The organism is Pantoea sp. X-Soil-OKNW-713 (assembly GCF_059730685.1).
Genome location: NZ_AP035995.1, coordinates 3,288,579 through 3,309,378 on the forward strand (window position 1 = coordinate 3,288,579; position 20,800 = coordinate 3,309,378).

The 20,800-nt window shown below is 56.2% G+C and carries 20 protein-coding genes; 8 read left to right on the forward strand and 12 right to left on the reverse strand.

Annotated elements, in window-relative coordinates; translation table 11 throughout:
- Positions 1-40: 40 nt before the first annotated feature.
- On the forward strand, positions 41-883 hold the full coding sequence (sseA, locus tag AC6I8R_RS15395; RefSeq protein ID WP_021184350.1) for a 3-mercaptopyruvate sulfurtransferase: 843 nt from the start codon (positions 41-43) through the stop codon (positions 881-883).
- 90 nt (positions 884-973) lie between these two features.
- On the opposite strand, the gene sseB is transcribed toward sseA, so the two are convergent.
- The 5 genes from sseB to trmJ all read right to left on the reverse strand — a co-directional run bounded on the left by sseB (position 974) and on the right by trmJ (position 5,839).
- Positions 974-1,741: an enhanced serine sensitivity protein SseB gene (gene sseB, locus AC6I8R_RS15400; protein ID WP_415175657.1), complete on the reverse strand. Its 768-nt coding sequence runs from the start codon at positions 1,739-1,741 to the stop codon at positions 974-976.
- A 106-nt stretch (positions 1,742-1,847) separates the two neighbouring features.
- Positions 1,848-3,134 (reverse strand): aminopeptidase PepB, encoded by a 1,287-nt coding sequence (gene pepB / locus AC6I8R_RS15405; RefSeq protein WP_415175658.1) that lies wholly within the window; start codon positions 3,132-3,134, stop codon positions 1,848-1,850.
- Positions 3,135-3,202: 68 nt separating this feature from the next.
- The gene (locus tag AC6I8R_RS15410) at positions 3,203-4,375 is read right to left on the reverse strand and encodes an IscS subfamily cysteine desulfurase (RefSeq protein WP_415175659.1); all 1,173 of its coding nucleotides are present in this window, start codon (positions 4,373-4,375) and stop codon (positions 3,203-3,205) included.
- A gap of 89 nt (positions 4,376-4,464) precedes the next feature.
- Complete coding sequence (gene iscR / locus AC6I8R_RS15415) at positions 4,465-4,962, reverse strand: Fe-S cluster assembly transcriptional regulator IscR (RefSeq protein WP_021184354.1); 498 nt, start codon at positions 4,960-4,962, stop codon at positions 4,465-4,467.
- Positions 4,963-5,095: 133 nt separating this feature from the next.
- Entirely contained in the window at positions 5,096-5,839 is a 744-nt protein-coding gene (trmJ, locus tag AC6I8R_RS15420) for a tRNA (cytosine(32)/uridine(32)-2'-O)-methyltransferase TrmJ (RefSeq protein ID WP_497832546.1), read from the reverse strand.
- A 118-nt stretch (positions 5,840-5,957) separates the two neighbouring features.
- Here trmJ and suhB point away from each other — a divergent pair, with 118 nt between their 5' ends.
- Complete coding sequence (gene suhB, locus AC6I8R_RS15425) at positions 5,958-6,761, forward strand: inositol-1-monophosphatase (RefSeq protein WP_021184355.1); 804 nt, start codon at positions 5,958-5,960, stop codon at positions 6,759-6,761.
- Between the two features lie 53 nt (positions 6,762-6,814).
- On the opposite strand, the gene AC6I8R_RS15430 is transcribed toward suhB, so the two are convergent.
- Positions 6,815-7,795, reverse strand: a complete 981-nt coding sequence (locus AC6I8R_RS15430; protein WP_415175661.1) for a nickel/cobalt transporter — start codon at positions 7,793-7,795, stop codon at positions 6,815-6,817.
- Positions 7,786-8,412, reverse strand: coding sequence for a DUF1007 family protein (locus AC6I8R_RS15435; protein ID WP_415175662.1), 627 nt, complete (start codon positions 8,410-8,412; stop codon positions 7,786-7,788). The genes AC6I8R_RS15430 and AC6I8R_RS15435 overlap by 10 nt, the downstream gene beginning before the upstream one ends.
- Positions 8,413-8,569: 157 nt before the next feature.
- On the opposite strand from AC6I8R_RS15435, the gene csiE reads away from it, so the two are divergent.
- Positions 8,570-9,838 carry a stationary phase inducible protein CsiE gene (csiE, locus tag AC6I8R_RS15440; RefSeq protein WP_497832547.1) on the forward strand — a complete coding sequence of 423 codons (1,269 nt, stop codon included), beginning with the start codon at positions 8,570-8,572 and terminating at the stop codon, positions 9,836-9,838.
- On the opposite strand, the gene AC6I8R_RS15445 is transcribed toward csiE, so the two are convergent.
- The 5 genes from AC6I8R_RS15445 to AC6I8R_RS15465 all read right to left on the reverse strand — a co-directional run bounded on the left by AC6I8R_RS15445 (position 9,835) and on the right by AC6I8R_RS15465 (position 14,625).
- Positions 9,835-10,971: a 3-phenylpropionate MFS transporter gene (locus AC6I8R_RS15445; RefSeq protein WP_021184359.1), complete on the reverse strand. Its 1,137-nt coding sequence runs from the start codon at positions 10,969-10,971 to the stop codon at positions 9,835-9,837. The genes csiE and AC6I8R_RS15445 overlap by 4 nt on opposite strands.
- A gap of 101 nt (positions 10,972-11,072) precedes the next feature.
- Positions 11,073-11,837 carry an SDR family NAD(P)-dependent oxidoreductase gene (locus AC6I8R_RS15450; RefSeq protein WP_497832548.1) on the reverse strand — a complete coding sequence of 255 codons (765 nt, stop codon included), beginning with the start codon at positions 11,835-11,837 and terminating at the stop codon, positions 11,073-11,075.
- Positions 11,837-12,916, reverse strand: a complete 1,080-nt coding sequence (locus AC6I8R_RS15455) for a ketopantoate reductase family protein (protein WP_497832549.1) — start codon at positions 12,914-12,916, stop codon at positions 11,837-11,839. The genes AC6I8R_RS15450 and AC6I8R_RS15455 overlap by 1 nt, the downstream gene beginning before the upstream one ends.
- 31 nt (positions 12,917-12,947) lie before the next feature.
- Complete coding sequence (locus tag AC6I8R_RS15460; protein WP_021184362.1) at positions 12,948-13,643, reverse strand: creatininase family protein; 696 nt, start codon at positions 13,641-13,643, stop codon at positions 12,948-12,950.
- On the reverse strand, positions 13,630-14,625 hold the full coding sequence (locus tag AC6I8R_RS15465; RefSeq protein ID WP_021184363.1) for a GntR family transcriptional regulator: 996 nt from the start codon (positions 14,623-14,625) through the stop codon (positions 13,630-13,632). Before AC6I8R_RS15465 ends, AC6I8R_RS15460 begins: the two co-directional genes overlap by 14 nt.
- A 297-nt stretch (positions 14,626-14,922) precedes the next feature.
- Here AC6I8R_RS15465 and AC6I8R_RS15470 point away from each other — a divergent pair, with 297 nt between their 5' ends.
- From AC6I8R_RS15470 to AC6I8R_RS15490, 5 genes are all read left to right on the forward strand, one after another.
- A complete protein-coding gene (locus tag AC6I8R_RS15470) occupies positions 14,923-16,515 on the forward strand; it encodes an ABC transporter substrate-binding protein (RefSeq protein WP_208723804.1) in 1,593 nt (530 codons plus the stop codon).
- 90 nt (positions 16,516-16,605) lie between these two features.
- Positions 16,606-17,544, forward strand: a complete 939-nt coding sequence (locus AC6I8R_RS15475) for an ABC transporter permease (protein ID WP_021184365.1) — start codon at positions 16,606-16,608, stop codon at positions 17,542-17,544.
- Positions 17,541-18,392 (forward strand): ABC transporter permease, encoded by an 852-nt coding sequence (locus AC6I8R_RS15480; RefSeq protein WP_021184366.1) that lies wholly within the window; start codon positions 17,541-17,543, stop codon positions 18,390-18,392. Before AC6I8R_RS15475 ends, AC6I8R_RS15480 begins: the two co-directional genes overlap by 4 nt.
- Positions 18,393-18,408: 16 nt before the next feature.
- Complete coding sequence (locus AC6I8R_RS15485; RefSeq protein ID WP_415175665.1) at positions 18,409-19,413, forward strand: ABC transporter ATP-binding protein; 1,005 nt, start codon at positions 18,409-18,411, stop codon at positions 19,411-19,413.
- Positions 19,406-20,422 (forward strand): ABC transporter ATP-binding protein, encoded by a 1,017-nt coding sequence (locus tag AC6I8R_RS15490; protein ID WP_497832550.1) that lies wholly within the window; start codon positions 19,406-19,408, stop codon positions 20,420-20,422. The genes AC6I8R_RS15485 and AC6I8R_RS15490 overlap by 8 nt, the downstream gene beginning before the upstream one ends.
- The last annotated feature ends 378 nt before the right edge of the window (positions 20,423-20,800 follow it).

Sequence of the window (20,800 nt, forward strand, 5' to 3'; positions counted from 1 at the left end):
CGGACACTGAGTCTTTCCCGATTGATGAGAAGAGGTTGCTATGACAGCTCCCCTGTTTGTGTCTGCTGACTGGTTAAAAGAACATTACACCGAGGAAACCCTACAGGTGCTGGATGCGCGCATGTTGCCACCCGGCCAGGAAGCGGTACGTGATATCCAGGCAGAGTATCTGGCCGGGCATCTGCCCAACGCCCCTTTCTTTAATATCGAAGCCCTGTCCGATCATACCAGCCCTTACCCACACATGATGCCGCGTGCCGAGGCCTTTGCCGTGGCGATGCGCGAACTGGGCGTCAGCCAGGATAAACATCTGGTGGTTTACGACGAAGGCAACCTGTTCTCCGCACCACGCGCCTGGTGGATGTTACGCGCCTTTGGCTGCGTTAATGTGTCGATCCTCGCGGGCGGCCTGGCTGGCTGGAAAGCGGCAGGTTACGCGCTGGCGACCGGCCCGGTAAGCTTATCTGAAGGGGAGTTTGAGGCGAAGTATGACAGCGCCCAGGTGAAACGGTTGACCGATGTGTTGTTGATCAGCCATGAGGGTGGCGCACAGATTGTCGATGCTCGCGCCGCGAATCGCTTCAATGCTGAAGTCGACGAGCCGCGTCCCGGCCTGCTGCGTGGCCATATCCCCAACAGCCGTAACGTGCCGTGGAACAATCTGGTGGCGAATGGCGCACTGAAACCCGCCGCAGAACTGCGTACGGAATTTGAGAAGGCAGGCGTGAAGCTGGATCAACCGATCATCGCCAGCTGTGGCTCAGGCGTGACGGCGGTGGTGGTGATTCTGGCGCTGACATCGCTTGGCGTGCGGGATGTTACCCTGTACGACGGCTCCTGGGGTGAATGGGGAAGTCGCGACGACCTCCCAATCGAGAAATAATCAGCGTAGCGGCTCGATTTATCGCGCAATTCCGTGCGCGCTGCCAGAAAAAGCCGCGCGATAAATCGCGCCGCTACGGAGAATTCAGTTTTAGATAATGCGCTGACTGCCTTTAAAATCGCGCAGGAAGCTGCCCCAGCGGCGCTCGTAAAAAGGCGTAATGTGGGCGGTGAAGAAATGGCTGACGCCATGCTCGCCACTAACCACTTCACAGAGATCGATCGGCACATCGTCGGTGAGCGTATCTGTCGCCACGCTGCCCGCCGCCTGGATAATCGCGTCAATATCGCTATCCGCCTCGATGCCAATCAACAGATTTGGCGTCTCATCGGCCTGCTCACGAATGCTGGCAATATACGCGCGTCGTACCTGTTTATATTTGGCAAACAGCTGGGTAAGTGAGTCAATCATCTGCGCCGGTGGCTCAGCCACTTCGGAGAGCAGCAAGGCATGGCCGCCTTCCAGTACCGTTTGCTGGCTGAGCGCGCTGCCCTCTTCACCCAGTAGATGCGCAATTTCGCCCGGTGAAAACTCTTTCCCTGCCGGGAGTTTCGGGTTGAGGAACAAGGTTTCACCCTGCGTCATTTCAAACAAGGTGCGTACCGGCAGACGCAGGTAAGGTTGCTCATCTTTGATGGCTTCGCTCATCGCCTGTTCAGACGTGAAAAAGGGGATGACGCTACCGCCGTCTTCCTTTTCCCAGTGCTGAAGATCGACCGGTGTGGTGGCGTCGAACTGCTGCGCACTGCTTTCACCCGGCACCCAGACATCGGCTTCCAGCAGCAACTGAAAGAACTCCGGGCGGTGCGCAGGCTCGGTGGCAGCCAGTTTCAGCACCTCTTCAAGACGGTTACTCATGGTTTGGTTTTTCCAAAAATACGTGTCTGCACTGCTCCGTAGCGGCGCGATTTATCGCGCGTCATTTTCAAACCCGCGCCGCTACGTAATGTGCCTTAACGGGACATTATTTCAGTAACAAGTTCGCGATGGTGCGAACCCCGAGGCCGGTTGCGCCTGCTGACCATTGATCAACCGCGCTTTTGCGGTAGGTCGCTGAGCAGTCGATATGCAGCCAGCCCTGTTGATATTGACTGACGAAGTGCGACAGAAACGCGGCCGCACTGCTGGCACCGGCGGAGTGTGCCGGGCTGGCGATGTTGTTGAGATCAGCAAAGTTTGACGGCAGATGGCTGCGGTGGAACTCCGCCAGCGGCAGACGCCAGAAGGCTTCATTTTCACTGGCCGCGCTACCCAGCAGCGATTGCGCCAACACGTCATCAAAAGTGAACAGCGCGTGGTAATCGTTGCCGAGCGCAGTTTTGGCCGCACCGGTCAGGGTTGCTGCGTCAATCAACAGTTCCGGTTTCTGCTCGCTGGCGTCAATCAGGCCATCGGCCAGCACCAGACGCCCTTCCGCGTCGGTGTTCATCACTTCAACGGTTTTGCCGTTGCGGTAACGAATGATATCGCCAAGACGGAACGCATTACCGCTGACCATGTTGTCAGCACAGCACAGGTACAGCTTCACGCGTTTATTCAGACCGCGCGAGATCGCCAGCGCCAGTGCGCCAGTAACCGTTGCTGCCCCGCCCATATCGGACTTCATCGAGTCCATAAAGCCGCTCTGCTTCAGGCTGTAACCACCGGTATCAAAGGTGATGCCTTTACCCACCAGGCAAGCATAAACCGGGGTATTTTCGTCACCGCCCGGATTGAAATCCAGCGCCAGCAGAACCGGTGCGCGGGTTGAGCCACGACCAACGGTATGAATGCCGAGATAACCTTGCTCGCGCAGATCCTCACCCTTGGTGATGCGATAGCTCACTGCGTCGCCGCCGACAGCAGAAATCAGATCAATCGCGCTGTGCGCCAGTTGCTCCGGGCTGAGATCTTCAGCGGGCAGGTTGATGGTGTTACGTACCCAATCCACGATCTTCAGGCGACGATCAAATTCGTTCTGATCCTGCTCGCTCAGGGTCGGCCATTCCACCTGACGTGATCCTTTCGGGCCACGGTAGCCCTGCCAGAACGCCCAGCATTTCTCCAGATCCCAGCCTTCGCCACTTAAGGCGACATGGCGAATACCCTGACCATCGAGTTTGCGCGCCGCGCGTTGAATGCTCAGCAGCACATCTGCGCCGGTGAGATGAATCGTCATGCCACTGTCATTGCTGCTCAGCAACGCTTTGTCACCCCAGCGCGCGTCGGCGGCTTGGGAGCTGAGCGTAATCGTCATCGGTTGTGTTGTCATCGCGAGGCTCCGTATGCGTGAGTTATCACCTTCCGCCAGACCAGCGGAAGGATGCTGTTAAACGATAATTAGCGAGAATTTGCCGCAGGCATCAGCGCCCGCAGGCGGGTTACCGCTTTGTTGACCAGCTCAATGGCGTAATCAATTTCCTCTTCGGTGGTAAAGCGTCCGAGCGAAAAACGCAGCGAGCTGTGTGCCAGCTCCTGGTCAACGCCCATCGCGCGTAGCACATAAGAGGGTTCGAGGCTGGCCGAGGTACAGGCGGAACCGGAAGAGAGCGCCAGATCTTTCAGCGCCATAATCAACGATTCACCTTCAACGTGGGCAAAACTGATATTGAGGATATTCGGTGCGCCCTGCTCCAGCGATCCATTCAGCGTGACATCGCTCAGCGCGCTGATGCCCTGCCACAAGCGCTGACGCAGTGCCGCTAGTCGCGCAACTTCACTGCTCATCTCTTCACGCGCAATGCGATAGGCTTCGCCCATGCCGACAATCTGGTGCACCGGCAATGTACCCGAGCGCATGCCGCGCTCATGACCGCCGCCATGCATTTGCGCATCAATCTGCAAACGCGGTTTGCGACGAACCCAGAGCGCGCCGATACCTTTCGGGCCATAAATTTTGTGTGCCGAGAAGGACATCAAATCCACCGGCAGGACACTGACGTCAATGGGCAACTTGCCCACACTTTGCGTGGCGTCGACATGGAACAGGATGTCACGTTGGCGACACAAAGCGCCAAGCGCGGCGATATCCTGAATTACGCCGGTTTCGTTATTTACATGCATCAACGAAACCAGCACCGTGTCGTCACGCAGCGCCGCAGCCAACATGTCGGGAGTCACGATGCCATCACGGCCGGGTTGCAAATAAGTGACCTCAAAGCCTTCGCGCTCCAGTTGCTGACAACTGTCGAGCACCGCTTTGTGTTCGGTCTGACTGGTAATGATGTGTTTGCCGCGCGCCTGATGGCACTGCGCCGCGCCTTTGATGGCGAGGTTATCAGCTTCAGTCGCGCCGGAAGTAAAAACGATTTCACGCGGATCGGCATTGACCAGCTCCGCAACCTGGTTGCGTGCCACATCAACGGCTTCTTCAGCCTGCCAGCCAAATCGGTGAGAACGGGAAGCGGGGTTACCGAACGTGCCATCCAGGGTGAGAAACTGCATCATTCTGGTGGCGACACGCGGATCCGCAGGCGTCGTTGCCGCGTAATCCAGGTAGATCGGTAATTTCATTGCGCTAAAGCTCCGTATAAAAAATCATACGACGTTATAGCATGATTCAGCCTTCCCTGCCTTAGCAGGAAAGGCCGAAAGAGAGCGGATTACGCACGCAGGTTAACGTTGATGGTTTCCTGCACGCGGTGAGTCTGGAAGCGACGATTGTCGATGGCGTTTTGACGGTCAGCAACATCCAGAATTTCCTGGTTGTTGACCAGTTCTGCCAGAGTGATGTTGTTGAGGAATTCGCTGATGCGTTCGCTCAGGTCACGCCACAGAACATGAGTCAGGCAACGTTCTCCGCCCTGGCAACCTTCTTTGCCCTGGCATTTGGTGGCATCAACGGATTCGTCAACGGCGGTGATCACCGCACCTACGGCAATCGCGCCAGCATCTTTACCTAACAGATAACCGCCGCCCGGACCACGGACGCTGGCAACCAAACCGTGCTTACGCAGACGCGAGAATAACTGCTCCAGATAGGAGAGCGAAATGCCCTGACGCTCAGAAATGTCAGCCAGCGGCACCGGCCCCTCGTGCGAGTGCAGGGCAACGTCCAGCATAGCGGTAACGGCATAACGTCCTTTGGATGTCAGTCTCATAGCATACAACCTCGTAAGCGTCCGTCGGTTATCGGCGGGTATCTGATGAATGGCCGCTAGTCTGACATTCCTGAGTAAATTGGTCAACTATTTAACCGAGTAATTTGCTCAACTATTTAACCAGGTAATTTACTCAACTATTACCCTCACTACCTTTACGTTTTTCAAACGACGCCAGCATACCACGCAGAATATTCAGCTCATCGCGTTCCGGGCGTGCGCGGGTGTACAAGCGACGCAGTTTGCTCATCACCTGACCGGGATTACCTTCACGGATAAAGCCGCTGTTCAGCATCATCTGTTCCATGTGCAGGTAGAAGCGTTCCAGATCATCAACCAGCGGATAAGGCGACTCTGCAAACTGTGGCTGCGGCGTCGCTTTTTCCTGCGCATCCAGCCAGGCCATACGCACCTCGTAAGCGATGATCTGTACCGCCATCGCGAGGTTCAGCGAACTGTATTCCGGGTTCGCCTGAATCGCGACGTGATAGTGGCACTTCTGCAACTCTTCATTGGTCAGGCCAACACGCTCACGGCCAAACACCAGCGCGACCGGTGCCTGCTGCCCCTCTTCGACACTTTTGATACCGCATTCACGCGAATCCAGCATCGGCCACGGCAAAGAACGCGAACGTGCGCTGGTGCCAACCACCAGGCTACAACCCGCAATCGCCTCATCGAGGGTGTCCACGATCTGCGCATTGCCGATCACATCGCTGGCACCTGCGGCGAGAGAGATGGCCTGAGAATCAGGTTTGACCAACGGGTTGACCAGATACAGATTGCTCAAACCCATGGTTTTCATGGCACGGGCTACCGAGCCCATGTTGCCGGTGTGGGAGGTTTCCACCAGTACAATTCGGATATTTTGCAGCATAATAGAAGCAGGTAAGAAAATGATGGCGCGATGCTAACATAAAACAGGACATTTACCGAATGCGCTGCTATACTCCGCGCCGTTTTCCCTGTTCTTTAACATCCAGCGAGAGATACCGATGCATCCGATGCTCAACATCGCCGTGCGCGCTGCGCGCAAGGCCGGAAATTTAATTGCAAAGAATTATGAAACCCCGGACGCTGTCGAAGCCAGCCAGAAAGGCAGCAACGACTTCGTTACCAATGTTGACCGTGACGCAGAACGTCTGATTGTCGAAGTGATTCGCAAGTCATACCCGCAACACACCATCATCACCGAAGAAAGCGGTGAACTGGCGGGTGACGATCAGGACATTCAATGGGTAATCGATCCGCTGGATGGCACCACCAACTTTATCAAACGCCTCCCTCACTTCTCCGTTTCTATCGCTGTGCGCATTAAAGGTCGCACCGAAGTTGCGGTGGTTTACGATCCAATGCGTAATGAGCTGTTCACCGCCGTACGCGGTCAGGGCACTCAGTTGAACGGCTACCGTCTGCGCGGCAGCACCGCTCGCGATCTGGATGGCACCATTCTGGCGACCGGCTTCCCGTTCAAACTGAAGCAGCATTCTCAGTCTTATATCAATGTGGTGGGCAAACTGTTTACCCAGTGTGCTGACTTCCGTCGTACCGGTTCTGCGGCACTGGACCTGGCTTACGTGGCTGCGGGTCGTGTAGATGGCTATTTCGAAATCGGTCTGAAACCGTGGGATTTCGCTGCCGGTGAACTGCTGGTACGCGAAGCGGGCGGCCTGGTAACTGACTTTACTGGCGGTCATGGCTACCTGATGTCAGGTAACATCGTTGCCGGTAACCCGCGTGTGGTGAAAGCGCTGCTGTCCACCATGCGTGACGAACTGAGCGAAGCGCTGAAGCGTTAATTGCTTTTCCCGTAACGGCGCGATTTATTGCGCCGTTACGTTATAGTCGATGGTTAAAATGGCCGCAGGCCGCTGCTCATCATCGGCTGGGCGCTTTGCCACAGTAACGCCCCCGCGACCAGTAAGACCACGCTGCCGACTAACGCCAGCAATGGCATCAACACTTTCACCCCTTGCGCTGTCGCACTGGCACGGCCCAGTTTCTCCGCCAGTTTACGCGAACGCTGCACCAACAATCCCATCGCCGATACGGTCACCGCCGTGCCCATCGCCATCGCCATCGCCGAGGCCACTCCCCAGAGATACACATCAATCACTTTGGCAAACAGCAACATCATAATGGCCCCCGAGCAAGGACGTAGCCCCATCGAGAACACCACCAGCGCCTGCGTTTTGCCGCTAACGGCTTGTTCCATCTGTGCAGCACTCGGCAAGTGAGCATGGCCACAGCCGCAGTTGTCATCATGCTGATGGTGAGGGCGGATAGCATGGATCTGCATTTTCGGCACCGGTTTTAACGCCGCCCGCAAGGCGCGGATCGCACGCCATCCAACCCAAATTCCCAATGCCATCACCAGCAGGTAACTGCCCTTCTCCAGCCAGTAGCTACCCAGATGCAGGGTGCGCGATGAGGTTTGTAGCACCACCAGCATCACCGTCACCAGACCGATCGCCACGCCCCCCTGCAACAATGCCGCCAGCAACGTCAGCTTCATACTGGTTTTCAGGCGCGCCGGATGGGTCGCGAGGAAGGTGCTGATCACCACTTTACCGTGACCGGGGCCCAGGGCATGCAGCACACCATAAGCCAGACTAAACAGCATCAGGGTCACCCCCGCCTGGTGGGGTTGCTCCGCCACCTGTTGTAGCAGTTGCGTCATCTCGCGATTTAAGACTTTTTGCCACAGCACGCTTTGTAGCAGGATTTGCGGCCAGAATTGCCACACCATGCCAGCCGCCAGCAGCAACACCAACGCCAGCAACCACAGCGGCCATAAACGGCGGGATCCGGAAGGCAGGGAAATTAATGACATGTCAGCGTTACCGTCTGCGCGAACTGCTGCCCCAGATCCATATCTTCTGGCGGCGCATCGGCTTTATCCAGCGACAACGCGTATTGTTTCAGCGAGTCATCCGGTTTTGGTGTGTGTAAATCCAGCTGGCAGCGCGATTTCAGCGCGTCCGGCAGAGTGAGCGCCTGAGCGTTGTCGTAATACATATCGACAAAGTAGCTCGGATCAAAGGTAAGAATGCGGTACTGCGTGTTACTCAGAGATTGCGGTTCGCCCAGAGGCAAAATGAACTCCAGCACCGCTTTGTTACCGTTGCGCGATAGCTGGTACTCCTTTGGCAGATTGAGGAATTTCACCCGATTTTTCCCCTGCCACACTTCGGTGAAATAGTGCTGACCCAACACATTGGCCATCACCTGCGCCGCCAGTTTTTTCCACACCACGCTGCCCGGCTCGGCTTTACCGGCATCGTACAGCAGATCGGCAGAGGTGATCTCGTCCATGGTCCAGACCATTTTGAAGCCGGTGAGATGGTCATTGTCGGTCAGAAGCTCGGTTTTCATATCAATAAAACTGTGTGGATGTGACCAGGCCATGTGACTGACCAACAGCATCAGGGTAAAAAGCGCAATTTTCATAATGTTATAAAGTAACAATTAAAAGGTTCAGATTCCAGTGGTCCAGAAAAACTGTGACCCGCTTTAAAGCTCTGAATAAAAGTCACGACAAAGTGCAGGGTTACCGCGCGGAGTTGGCTATTCTTAGCTCAAAAATGACCTGCTGGAATGACTATTGATGAGTTCTGCAACCTCCTCTGCACCACTCTTCAGCCGTTCCCAACGTCGCTGCCATCTGCTACTGCTGCTGTTTCTGCCCGCTCCCGCGCTGACGCTTGAAAAGCTCTGCCAGTTAAATGGCGTGGACCCTGTTGTCGCCCGACAGGATATCGCGGATGTCAGTGACGAGATACAGCGTTATCATCAACTGGAACTACACCAGATGGTCGATGGTAGCTTTCGCGTACATGGAACGGAGTTGGACAGGCGTTTATGCCTGCTCCATTGGTTGCGACGCGCTCTGCGCCTGTCGCAGGATTTTGTTTGTGAACACTTCGCCCCGGTGCTGCGTCAACGCCTTAAGGTGCTCAAAATCGAAAAAGCGCTGTGGGATGAAACCAACTTACAGGCGCTGATCCAGCATTGTAGCCTGCGACTCAACCGGAACTTTAGTCAGCGCGATCGGTTATTTCTGCAAATCTACATGAAGTATGCCCTGTGCCAGCGGCAGATGGCGCTGTTCAACGATGCGCAGCGCGCCTGGCTGGCCGAAAAGGCAGAGCGCGAGGCCGCCGATGATGTGATTCATCACTGGCAAAAACGTTGCCACCTCGCGCCCGATGCCAGCGAGGCCGACTTCTGGACGCTACTGTTTAGCCTGATTCACGCGCCGGATGGCACGCAGTTGCAGCATCCGCAGGCGCAAATCCTGATGCAGGCCGTGGAAGAGTTAATCATCCGCTTTGAAAAACTGGCGCTGACGCAAATCAGTAATCAGGAAGAGTTGAAGCAGCAACTGTTTACCCATCTGGCGCAAGCGCTGGACCGCAGCCATTTTGCCATCGGCATTGATAACAGCGTGGCGCTGGATGTCGCCCGGCTCTATCCGCGCTTGCTGCGCACCACCCGCGCCGCGCTTGATGACTTTGCGGCGCAATTTGCCACGCGTTTCAGTGCGGAAGAAGTGAGCCTGGTGGCGGTGTTGTTCGGTGCCTGGCTGATGCAGGAGAGCGCCTTGCAGGAGAAACAGGTACTGCTGCTGACTGGCGAGGATGCCAGCCTGGAGCAATTGCTGGAACAGCAAATCCGTGAGCTGACGTTGCTGCCAATTAACATCACCTATCAGGATATGCTGCAATTCAGGCAGGAAGGTGCGCCGCGTGATATTGCGCTGGTGATTACCCCTTATGCGACCTCGCTGCCGCTGTTTTCACCGCCATTGATTCACGCCGAGCTGCCGCTGAGCGAACATCAGCAGCAGCGTATCCGCCAGTTACTCGAGTCTTAAGCAGAACGGGGGCGCAGGAACAAGGCAGGCAACGCCACCAGCGCCATCACCCAAAACAGATGCCCCTGCAAAGGGGTAAACAGCACGCCACAAATCATGGTCATCACCGCTATGCCGCCGCCCATCGCCAGCGCCGAATACAGCGACTGTAAACGGATCACCTCTGCGCCCTTACGCGCCGCAATAAAGCGCATCGCCGCCAGATGGCAAACGGTGAAGCTGCCGCAGTGCAGAATCTGCGCCACAATCAGCAGTGGCAATGCGGTGCTGGCCCCGAGTAACGTCCAGCGTACCAGCGCACACACGCAGGAAAGCAGCAGCAGGTCGCGCGCCGTCCAGCGGCGAAACAGCCGGTTGCTGAGGGCAAAGACCACAATTTCCGCCACCACCCCGAGTGACCAGAGATACCCCACGGTGCTGGCTGAATAGCCAGACTCCTGCCACCAGATAGCACTGAAGCTGTAATAAGCGGCGTGTGCGCCCTGCATCAGGGTGACACACAACATAAAGCGCCAGACGGCATTTTCCCGCAGCAGGTTACGCCAGGCAGACCAGCCACCACTCGCCCCCTGGCGTGCATCGCCCTGTGGTTGCGTTTTGGGTGGCAACATCATGCCGGACAGCATCGCCAGCACCCCGACCGAGAGCAGCACCAGAATCGCCTGCGAGGAGTACTCACTGACCAGCATTCCGGTCAACGCCGAGCTAATCACAAACGCCAGCGATCCCCATAAACGCACCGGCCCATAGGCGAGGCCAATTTGCTGTGTCCAGGTGGCGGCCAGCGCATCACTCAGTGGCACCAGCGGAGAAAAAAACAGGTTAAAGCCAATCATCACCAACAGCAGCCATAGCCACTGACCACCGAGCCAAAATCCCAGCGCGAACAGGCAGGTCATCAGCGCCAGCAGGCGTAGCGCGCGAATCAAATGGGAAGGGGTTTTCACCTGAGAAGCAATTAACAAGCTGCCGACAAAACGTGCCACCATGCCGCAACCAATCATCAGACCGATTTTTTCCGCATCCAATCCTAAACCTTTGAGCCATACGCTCCAGAAAGGTAAGTAGATGCCGTAACAGAAAAAGTAGGTGAAGTAGCTCAGTCCCAGCCACTTAGCCGATCCGATGGTCATACAAACTCCGCAGGGTAATTATTAACGTTATTATTTTGCGCGGTACTTTGTCAGAGCCGTGGGGAAAAGGAAATAATGAGTTTTAGTTTTTATGTAATGAACTATCGGCCACCATCGACGCTGAGAACTTGCCCGGTGACCCAGTTAGCCCAGTCGGAGGCGAAATACAGCACCGCATGGGCAATATCCTCGGCCACGCCGAGTCGTCGCAGGGCAATATTGTCCACCAGCCGCTGCTGGCCCGCGCTGCCCATTGCCTCCCACTGCTTTTCGGTGGAGGGATTGCTGCGAATAAATCCGGGCGCCACGTTATTGACGGTGATGTTCCACGGCCCCAACTCGTGCGCCAGCTGACGTGTCAGGCCAATCTGTCCCGCCTTGGCACTGGCGTAAGCCTGGATACCGGTAAGGCTGACGTCCAGCCCGGCCCGGCTGGAGACATTGATGATGCGACCAAATTGCCGCACCTTCATCCCCGCCACCGCCGCCTGGGACATTAAAAACACCCCATTCAGATTCACATCAACTATCGCCTGCCACTGTGCGAAGGTGACGGTTTCGAGCGGTTGACCTGATTGCCCCACTACGCCGCCCGCGTTGTTGACCAGCGTATCGACCTGAAGCTGGTGCGACGCCAGCGTGCTAAACAGCGCGTTAACGGCCTCGGGTGAGCTGATGTCGACGGTAAACGCCAGCGACCTCTCGCCGCATAACGCTGCCGTCTCCTCAACCTGCGCCTGCTGGATGTCACAGGCGATGACCTGTGCCCCGCGTGCGGCGAAGGCCAGACAAATCGCGCGGCCAAATCCCTGCGCGGCGCCGGTCACCAGCACCGTACGCCGGGAATAATCAAAAGGGTCTTGCATCAGGATGCTCCCGTTTCGTTACTTTCCAGCAAGGCCAGGGTTGCCTGAGTTTGCGGCAGCTTCCCCTGCTCCACTTCGTGAATCAGTTGCACCAGACGCGAGGTTAATGGCATCGGTACATTAACGCTCAGACCAATCGCGATAGCCGGAGCGATCTGCGCATCAATCTCGGTCTGGCGTTTGCGCACCGCCAAATCACGCCAGATACCTGAGTGAGATTTCGCTGAACGGCGGTTATGCGCCACCATATCGTCAAAGGATTGTCGGGTGTGGTCAGGGCTGGCCTCAGGCAGAAACGCCGCAGGATCAAAGCCATCAAACCCTTGCAAAACGATATGCTGCGCATGGGCCACGCTGCCGATTTCCTGTGCCAGCGCTGTCAGCACGGGTCGGAAACGTGGCATCGCAAGGACATCGGCAATGCTGTCATTGGTTAATGCTGTGGCGAACAACAGCGCACCGTAGATCATCTTCGCCCACAGAAATCCCCAAATGTTTGGTGTGAGGATCGCCGCAGCGTCCACGGTCAGCAGCAGCCTGTGGAGCATTTCAGTTCGTGGGCGGGTGATGCCGTCTAACTCACCAATTACCACCGCGCCGCGACCACCGTGGTGGATCACGCCGGGTTCCAGGAAGTCTGCGCCAAAATTCAGGAAAGCGCCGACGGTACGATCAACGCCGATGCTATCGGCGATAACCCGCTCGTTGAGGCCGTTTTGTAGCGATACCACAAAACCTTCGGGCGCGAGGTGCGGTGCAATTTGTTGGATAGCGCCAGCGGTATGGTGAGATTTTACCGCCAGCAGCACGCAGCGATAGTGACCGGTAAGTTGCTCAGGCAAAAATGCCTGCGCCCGCACCACTTCTTCACCGAGGGGACCGGTAATGCGCAGCCCCTGAAGATTAATCGCGGCAACATGCTCCGCCACATTATCGACAAAAATCACCGGCTGACCGGCGGCGATAAACGCAGCACCGATCACGCCACCAATCGCCCCCGCCCCCCAAATAACCAGAGGATCCTGGGATTGCGGTACTGCGGGGGAAAGTGCGGTTTCTGGCTGAGTGACAACTGACATCCGTACCTCCGGGCAAGTCGCGCATCACCGGCTAGAGCGCGTCAATAATCTCGCGAATTTCCGCCAGTGCGGTTTGCCAGATAGCGAGCATCTCCTCATCGGCGCGCTGATAATAGCCGCCGTAGTTGCCGTCACCGAGATACGCTTTGGCACGCGTTGGGTCCAGTTTCCGCAGCGCTACCAAATCCACCATCGGTTTTTGCTGCTGCGGCTGGGTCACGCCCGGCAAACGCGTCCAGGGGAAGTTTTCCATCCAGGAGGCGTGTGACGCGACCGGATCGATAGACATCACTTTTTCCCAGGTTTTCGGCGCATTCCACCAGTTATGCAACTGAACCGTTACCCCCGGATTGGTCACCATCCATTCACTGATGATGTTCTGCGCCGGTGCGTTACCACCGTGCCCGTTGATAAACAAAATACGGCGAAACCCCTGACGTTTCAGGTTATTAAGTATGTCATTCAACAGGCACACATAAGTTTGCATGCTCAGACTGATGGTGCCGGGATAGTCGCTAAACGCCGGCGTCATACCGAACGGCATCACCGGGAAGACAGGAATGCCGTAAGGCTCTGCGGCCTCTGCGGCGACTCTCTCAGCCAGAATTGAATCCACTGACAGGCTGAGTAGCGCGTGCTGCTCAGTACTGCCGAGCGGCACAATCACCCGGTCGTCGGTGGTGAGATAGTGGGCTAACTGCTGCCAGTTCATTTCACTGATTTTCATTACGGTCCCCGGTGTTGGACGCGTGTAAAATATCCTGTTGCAGCAACGGTACAACCACCCGTTGAATCTCTCCTGCATCAGGAACATGGCGGTACTCAAAAGAACGTTGGTGCTCTCCCAACCGGGCGGTGAGTTCCTGAACGCCGGTGGCATACACCAGGGCATCGGTCTCTTTTAATAATTCACCCAGACGAGGATCATCGCTTTGCACCACGGTGACCTGGGTTACATGAGGCGCAAAGCGCGCCACGCCAGACGTCATCAACGCGGTAAATTCCGGGAAAATCGACACCACCAGCGTGCGCGTCAGTGGATCGAGCGAAGCCAACGCACGGCGAGTAGCTTCGGACGGAATAAAACTGATATTCAGCAACGGCAGCCCCGGAATCAGTTGGCTGACCTCACGCCGACGATGGGCAAAGGTCAGCAACAGATCAGCACTGGCAACACGTTGACGGAGTAACAGGTCGTTTTTTATATCGGTGAGCGTGGTCGCTTCTACCTGCGCGATTTCACCCAGCGTTTCGCCGATGCAGTGTGCATAATCCCGCGCCGCATCGATAAAGTTGCCAATAAAAAATACCGTCTTCTTCCTGAGCTGGCGTTGTCGTTCTGCAAACCGACTGCTGACCAACGCCCCCAGTTCTGCCGCGTTTAAACCGAGCAACATTCCGCTGTTGATAAATGCATCAAGATGCTGATGCAACTCGTCAAGGGCAAGTTCTGACGATCCCACCGCAAGCGCCGCATCGGCGATAAAGGTACCGGCGCCTGGCTTGCTGTACACCAGCTCGGCCGCTTTGAGTTCGCGATATACCTGCGCCACGGTCATCGGCGCAACGCCTACCTGTTCGGCCATGTCGCGCACCGAGGGTAGCTGTTCGCCAGGTTTCAACGCGCCAAACGTAATGGCGTATTCAATTATCCCGCGCAACTGCGCTCCCAACGGGATTGAAGAGTCACGATCGAGGTGGAATTCCATAACCTGCCTGGTCAGTGTACTAGCCTGTTAATACAATTATGCTGTTTTTTACATCAATTCAAGTCATCAGGCAAAAAAATCATGACGAAATAACTTACTGTTATAACCAATTCTTATTTTTTGCATTTTTTTTGCGCTGATTATTGACAGTTTGTGAGCAATACATCAATTATCGTACCAGTTAACTAGAACACAATCATTACCGCCATTTTTGCCGGCTCCGCTCTCCGCAGTTTTCGGGGGGCATTTGAGGGCCTGACAAACATTTTTCTGACTTACAAACAGAGGGGCAAGGTCATGAAAGTTATGCCTAAATTAACGTTAATCGCCTTACTGGCAGCGGGTGCATTCAGTACCCTGGCGGCTCAGGCGGCGGAGGTAGTACAGCGCGGCGGTACCCTGATCTATGGTCGCTACGCTGACAGTAATTTCCTCGAACCTATCCTGAACGAAAGCAATAACGATATCTGGATTCTCTCTAACCTCTACGACACCCTGCTGCTGCCGACTAACGATGGCAAAGGCATTCGACCAGGCCTGGCTACCGCGTGGAAGCTGTCGGAGGACGGTAAAAGTCTGACCCTGACCCTGCGTCCTGACACCAAATTTTCTGATGGTTCACCGATCACCGCTGAAGACGTGAAATGGTCGCTGGAGCGTGCAGCCAAACCGGGTAATGGCGTGTGGCAATTTCTGGTGAGCGCCATCGCTAACGTCACCATCAGCGATCCGCACACTGTGGTGATCCATCTGTCGCATACCGATCCCGCCATTCTCACCGCGCTGACAGTGTTCAACACCGCAATCATGCCGGAGAAATTGTTCGAAGCGGAACCCGGCGCGACTGACCACGACAAAGCCGCAGCGTTTGCCGAGCATCCGGTGGGTTCTGGTCCGTTTATCCTCAAGTCATGGCAACATAACTCCACCATGACGCTGGTACGCAACCCGTACTATTGGGAGAAAGGCGCTGACGGCAAAGCGCTGCCCTACCTCGACAGCATCAAGTTCGAAATCATCCCCGACGATGCGACACGCATCCTGAAGCTGCAATCCGGTGAACTGGACGGTGCCGAGTTTATCCCTTACTCACGCGTTAAAGAGTTGCAGGGGAATCCGGCAATAAATATGGCGTTGTTCCCCTCCACCCGCGTGGAAGTCGCCAGCGTGAACGCCCGCCCGGAGATTGATGGCAAGCCGAACCCACTGGCGAATCCCAAAGTGCGTGAAGCGCTGAACTACGCCACCGACAAAGAAGGCATCATCCAACTGGTGACCTTTGGACTCGGCAAACCGATGACCTCGTTTATGTCGACCTCCACGCCACTCAACTCGGGCACCAAGCCGTTGTGGCCCGTAGACGTTGAGAAAGCGCAGGCGCTGATGAAAGAAGCCGGTTACCCGGATGGCTTTAGCACCAGCATGAATATTCTGGCGGGTAATGAAGACAGCCTGAGCATCGCGACCGGCCTGCAACAGATGTGGGCGCAGATTGGCGTCAAGCTGACCATTAACCAGATGGATAACGCCACGCTGAACGCCAACTATCGTAAGGGGAATTTCAGCACCCGTATTGGTCCGTGGACCGATGACATCGCTGACCCCAACGAGATCACCTCCTACTACGCGTATTCGAAGAATATTCAGGCGCTGCATTCCGGCTGGAAGAGTGATGAATTAGACACGCTGTTTGAAGCTTCGCAGCAGGAAACCAATCCAGCGAAACGTGCCGAAGAATACAAACGCATCCAGGATATCTACAACAGCACCGGCCCCACCATCCCGTTGTATGAAAGCTCCTATCCGGTGGCGCTGAAGAAAAATGTCGAAGGATTTGTCCAGATCCCGTTGGGGAACAACATCTTCACTGAAACCTGGCTGAAGAAATAATTCGCCTTTATTACATCGAGTGAAATCCAGGCATCTGGCGCTGTACCCGCGTGGGCTACAGCGCCTGTACGCTGGATTTGGGAGCACGCGTTGACCGAACTGAATTATATTTTCAAACGCATTCTGCTGATTATTCCGACGCTGCTGGTGATTTTGGTGGTCACCTTCACCATCGTGCGTCTGCTGCCTGGCGATCCTGCCAGCGCGATGATTGGCGACCGCGCAACGGACGCCGACGTCACGCGTATCAATAAAGAGCTGGGATTGAGTCAACCGCTGCCGGTACAGTTCGTCTTCTTTGTACGCCAGGTCGCCAGCGGTAACCTTGGCAACTCCTATGCCATGCACGCCCCGGTGACCACGGTCATTGCCGAGCGTTTGCCCGTGACCTTGCTGTTGACCGGCATGGCCGCGCTGTTTGCGCTGCTGATGGCCATTCCGCTGGCCTTTATCTCTGCCCTCAAACGCAACAGCGCCACCGATATCACCATTCGCGGTGCGTCACAGGTGACGTTGTCGATGCCCTCGTTTTATATCGGGTTGGTGCTACTGACGGTTTTCGCCGCCCAGTTGCACTGGTTCCCGGTCGGTGGCTACGGCGATAGCTGGGGACAACGCCTCTGGCATCTGTTTCTTCCGGCAATGACGCTGGCGGTCAGCATCACTTCGGTACTGATTGGTAGCCTGCGCAACTCGATCATCGCGGTACTGGACGCGGAATATGTCACCTTTGCGCGTGCCAAAGGTCTTAGCAATCGCGTGGTGTTGCTGCGGCATGTGTTACGCAATTCGCTGATCCCGATGCTCAGCCTGTTTGCGCTGAATATCGGCACCACCATTGGCAGCGCGGTGATCACCGAAACTGTCTTCGCCGTGCCCGGCATTGCGCGCCTGATGGTTGATAGCATTTTCAGCCGCGACTACCCGATGATTCAGGGGCTGGTCATCGTGCTGTCGGTGCTGGTGTCGTTGATTTTCCTGCTGACCGATATCGTGCAGGTCATGATTGATCCGAGGAGAGCGCGATGAGTGAATTGATTGCCCGACGCTCCCTCACGCGTCATTGGCGAAAGCATCTGCCGTGGCCGTCGCTGCTGGGTTGCGCCATTCTCGCCCTCAGCCTGCTGATGGCATTCTTTCCGCATCTGGTTGCCACCGCCGATCCGCTGAAATTTGATTACCGCGCGATCCTGAAGGGGCCGAGCCTGCAACATATTTTTGGTACCGATAACTTTGGCCGCGATATCTTTTCACGCGTGGTCTTCGCGTACCGTATCGACCTGCAAATCGCGTTTTTCACCACGCTGTTTCCGATGGTGTTCGGCACCCTGGTCGGACTGTTGGTCGGTTATTTCGGCGGCGTTGCCGAAATGCTGTTTCAGCGCATCGTGGATGCGGTGGTCACCTTCCCGCTGCTGGTTTTGGTGATCGCCATTGTCGCGATTCTGGGTCCGGGCCTGAACAGCATGTATATCGCCGTTGGCATTATTTATTGGGTGTTTTACGCCAAACTTATCGCCGGTGAAGTCAGTATCCAGAAACGCCTTGAATACGTCGCCGCAGGCAAAGTGATGGGCTACAGCACGCCAAGGATTATCTTCCGCCATGTGCTACCAAACGTGATCACCACCACGCTGGTGTACTGGATGACGGATATGGCGCTGGCTATTCTGCTCGGCTCCAGCCTCGGTTATCTTGGCCTCGGTGCGCAGCCACCGACAGCCGAATGGGGGGTATTGATCGCCTCCGGTAAGAATTTCATGGACACCGCCTGGTGGATAACCATCTTCCCCGGTATCGCCATCGTGCTGACCGGGCTGGGATTTAGCCTGTTTGGTGATCTGCTATCGGACTGGCTGCGCCCCGGCAGCCGTTAAAAAATGAGAGCGAATTATGCCCGGTAAAACATCCCCTTTGCTGGAGGTGAATCAACTCAATACCCTGATTCATACTTCTCGCGGTAGTCTGCGGGCCATTCAGGAGGTGAGCTTTAACCTTCTGCCGGGGGAGATTCTTGGGTTAGTGGGTGAATCCGGTTCCGGCAAAAGCGTTACGCTGCGCTCGCTGCTGCGTCTGATGCCGAGCAGCGCGGAGGTTTCCGGCTCCGTCAAATGGCAGGGACGTGAAATCTCAACCATGAAAGCTGCCGAGCTGCGCAACATTCGTGGGGGGGAGATTGCCATGATTTTCCAGGAACCGATGATTGCGTTGAACCCGGTGCTCACCGTCTGGCGGCAGATTGAGGAAAGCCTGCGCGCGCACACCGATTTAAAGCGCAGGCAGCGGCGTCAGCGGGCCATTGAGCTTTTGACGCAGGTTGGGATCCCTGCCCCGGAACTCCGGCTTGACGATTACCCGCACCAGTTTTCCGGTGGGATGCGCCAGCGCGTGATGATCGCCATCGCGCTGGCAGGGAATCCACGCCTGCTGCTGGCCGATGAACCGACCACCGCGCTGGATGTCACCATTCAGGAGCAGATCCTCAAACTGTTATTTAACCTGCGCGATCAGCTCGATATGGGGATTATTTTTGTCACCCACGACCTTGGCGTAGTCGCCCAGCTATGCGATCGCGTGGCGGTAATGTACGCGGGACGGATCGTCGAAACCGCTCCGGTAGAGGAGATCTTCCGTCAGCCCCGCCATCCATATACTCAGGGGTTGATCGCCTCCGTGCCGCAAAATGGTGGTGAACGCCAACCGCTGCTGTCGATTGAGGGCACGCCCCCTTCCCTGCTCGATCTGCCAGAGGGATGCAGCTTCAGCCCACGTTGTCGTTATAAAACTGACGTTTGTCTCAGGCAACTGCCTGCGTCTGAGGTGATAAATCCACATCATCAGGTTGCCTGTCATCATCACGCGAACCTGAGGTTGCCGGAAGGGGTTGGAAATGAGTGAAGTGATCGCGCAGCGAGCGCTACCGATTGTCAGCGTCGAGGAAGCGATTGTGCACTTTCCGGTGGCACAGTCGATCTTCGAAAAAATTCAGGGCAAGCCACGTAAGTTTGTCCAGGCACTAAACGGTGTCCGGCTGGATCTGCTGCCGGGAGAAACGCTCGGCGTGGTGGGTGAGTCGGGCTGCGGCAAGTCAACGCTGGCAAGAACAATGGTCGGACTGCTGCAAACCAATGAAGGTAAAATCTACTTCAATGGTAAAGACATCGCCACGCTGCGCGGCAAAGCGCGGCGTAGTTTTAACCGTCAGGTGCAGATGATTTTTCAGGATCCCTACAGTTCGCTGAACCCGCGCATGACTGTCGGACAGGTACTGACCGAGGCGCTGTCGGTACACAACATGTGTCCCAAAGAGCAAATTCCCGCCCGCATTCGTGAATTGATGACGCTGGTTCGTCTTCCGCTCGACGCTATCGACAAACTGCCACATGAATTTTCCGGTGGGCAACGTCAACGCATTGGTATCAGCCGCGCGCTGGCTGTGGAGCCGCAGGTGTTGATCGCCGATGAGCTGGTGTCGGCGCTGGATGTTTCGGTGCAGGCGCAGGTGGTTAACCTGCTGCTGGATTTGCAGCAAAAACTCAATCTGACGGTGTTATTCGTCGCCCATGATCTGCGGCTGGTCAGGCATATTTCTCACCGGGTGGCGGTGATGTATCTCGGTGAGGTGGTGGAAGTCGCCGATACGGAAACGCTTTTCAATACGCCGTTGCATCCTTACACCCAGGCCCTGCTGCGTGCCGCGCCGAGCATGGACCCCCGCGATCGCGGTAAAAACGTTAGCCTGATGGGTGAACTACCCAGCCCACTTTCCCCACCATCGGGCTGTCGCTTTCATACCCGCTGTCCTTATGTTACCGAACGCTGTCGCATAGAACGCCCCGTGCTGGCGACCAAAGCGGAGGGGCAGCGCGTGGCCTGCCATCTGGCACCGGTTGAATCCGGGGCATAAGAAAGGATGGCTTAACACCATAATGCTGGTCGGTTAAGCCATCGGTGATGACGCAGTCTGGTGTCACTCTGGGGCTAGCGGTCCTCGCGCCGCTGACGCGGTTCCTTCACATCATTCGTCTGCCTGACGGACCGGCGGGGATGGAACATCCCTGTCCCACCCCGCCTTTCGCGCGCATCCATGCGCGCTCTCCTGGCAGACTCACTCTGTTCAGCGCTGCGGATTGCCTGCCCCAGAGCGGCCCCAGCCTGCTCCAAAGCGTCGGTGTGTGTTGCCAGAAAGGGCACAATTGTGATGGCCATAGCCCCTGTGCTGATGCAAAGGGTTATCCGTAGCGCGGAGGCTTTGACGTTGGGCCAGGAGACTCACGCAGGGATG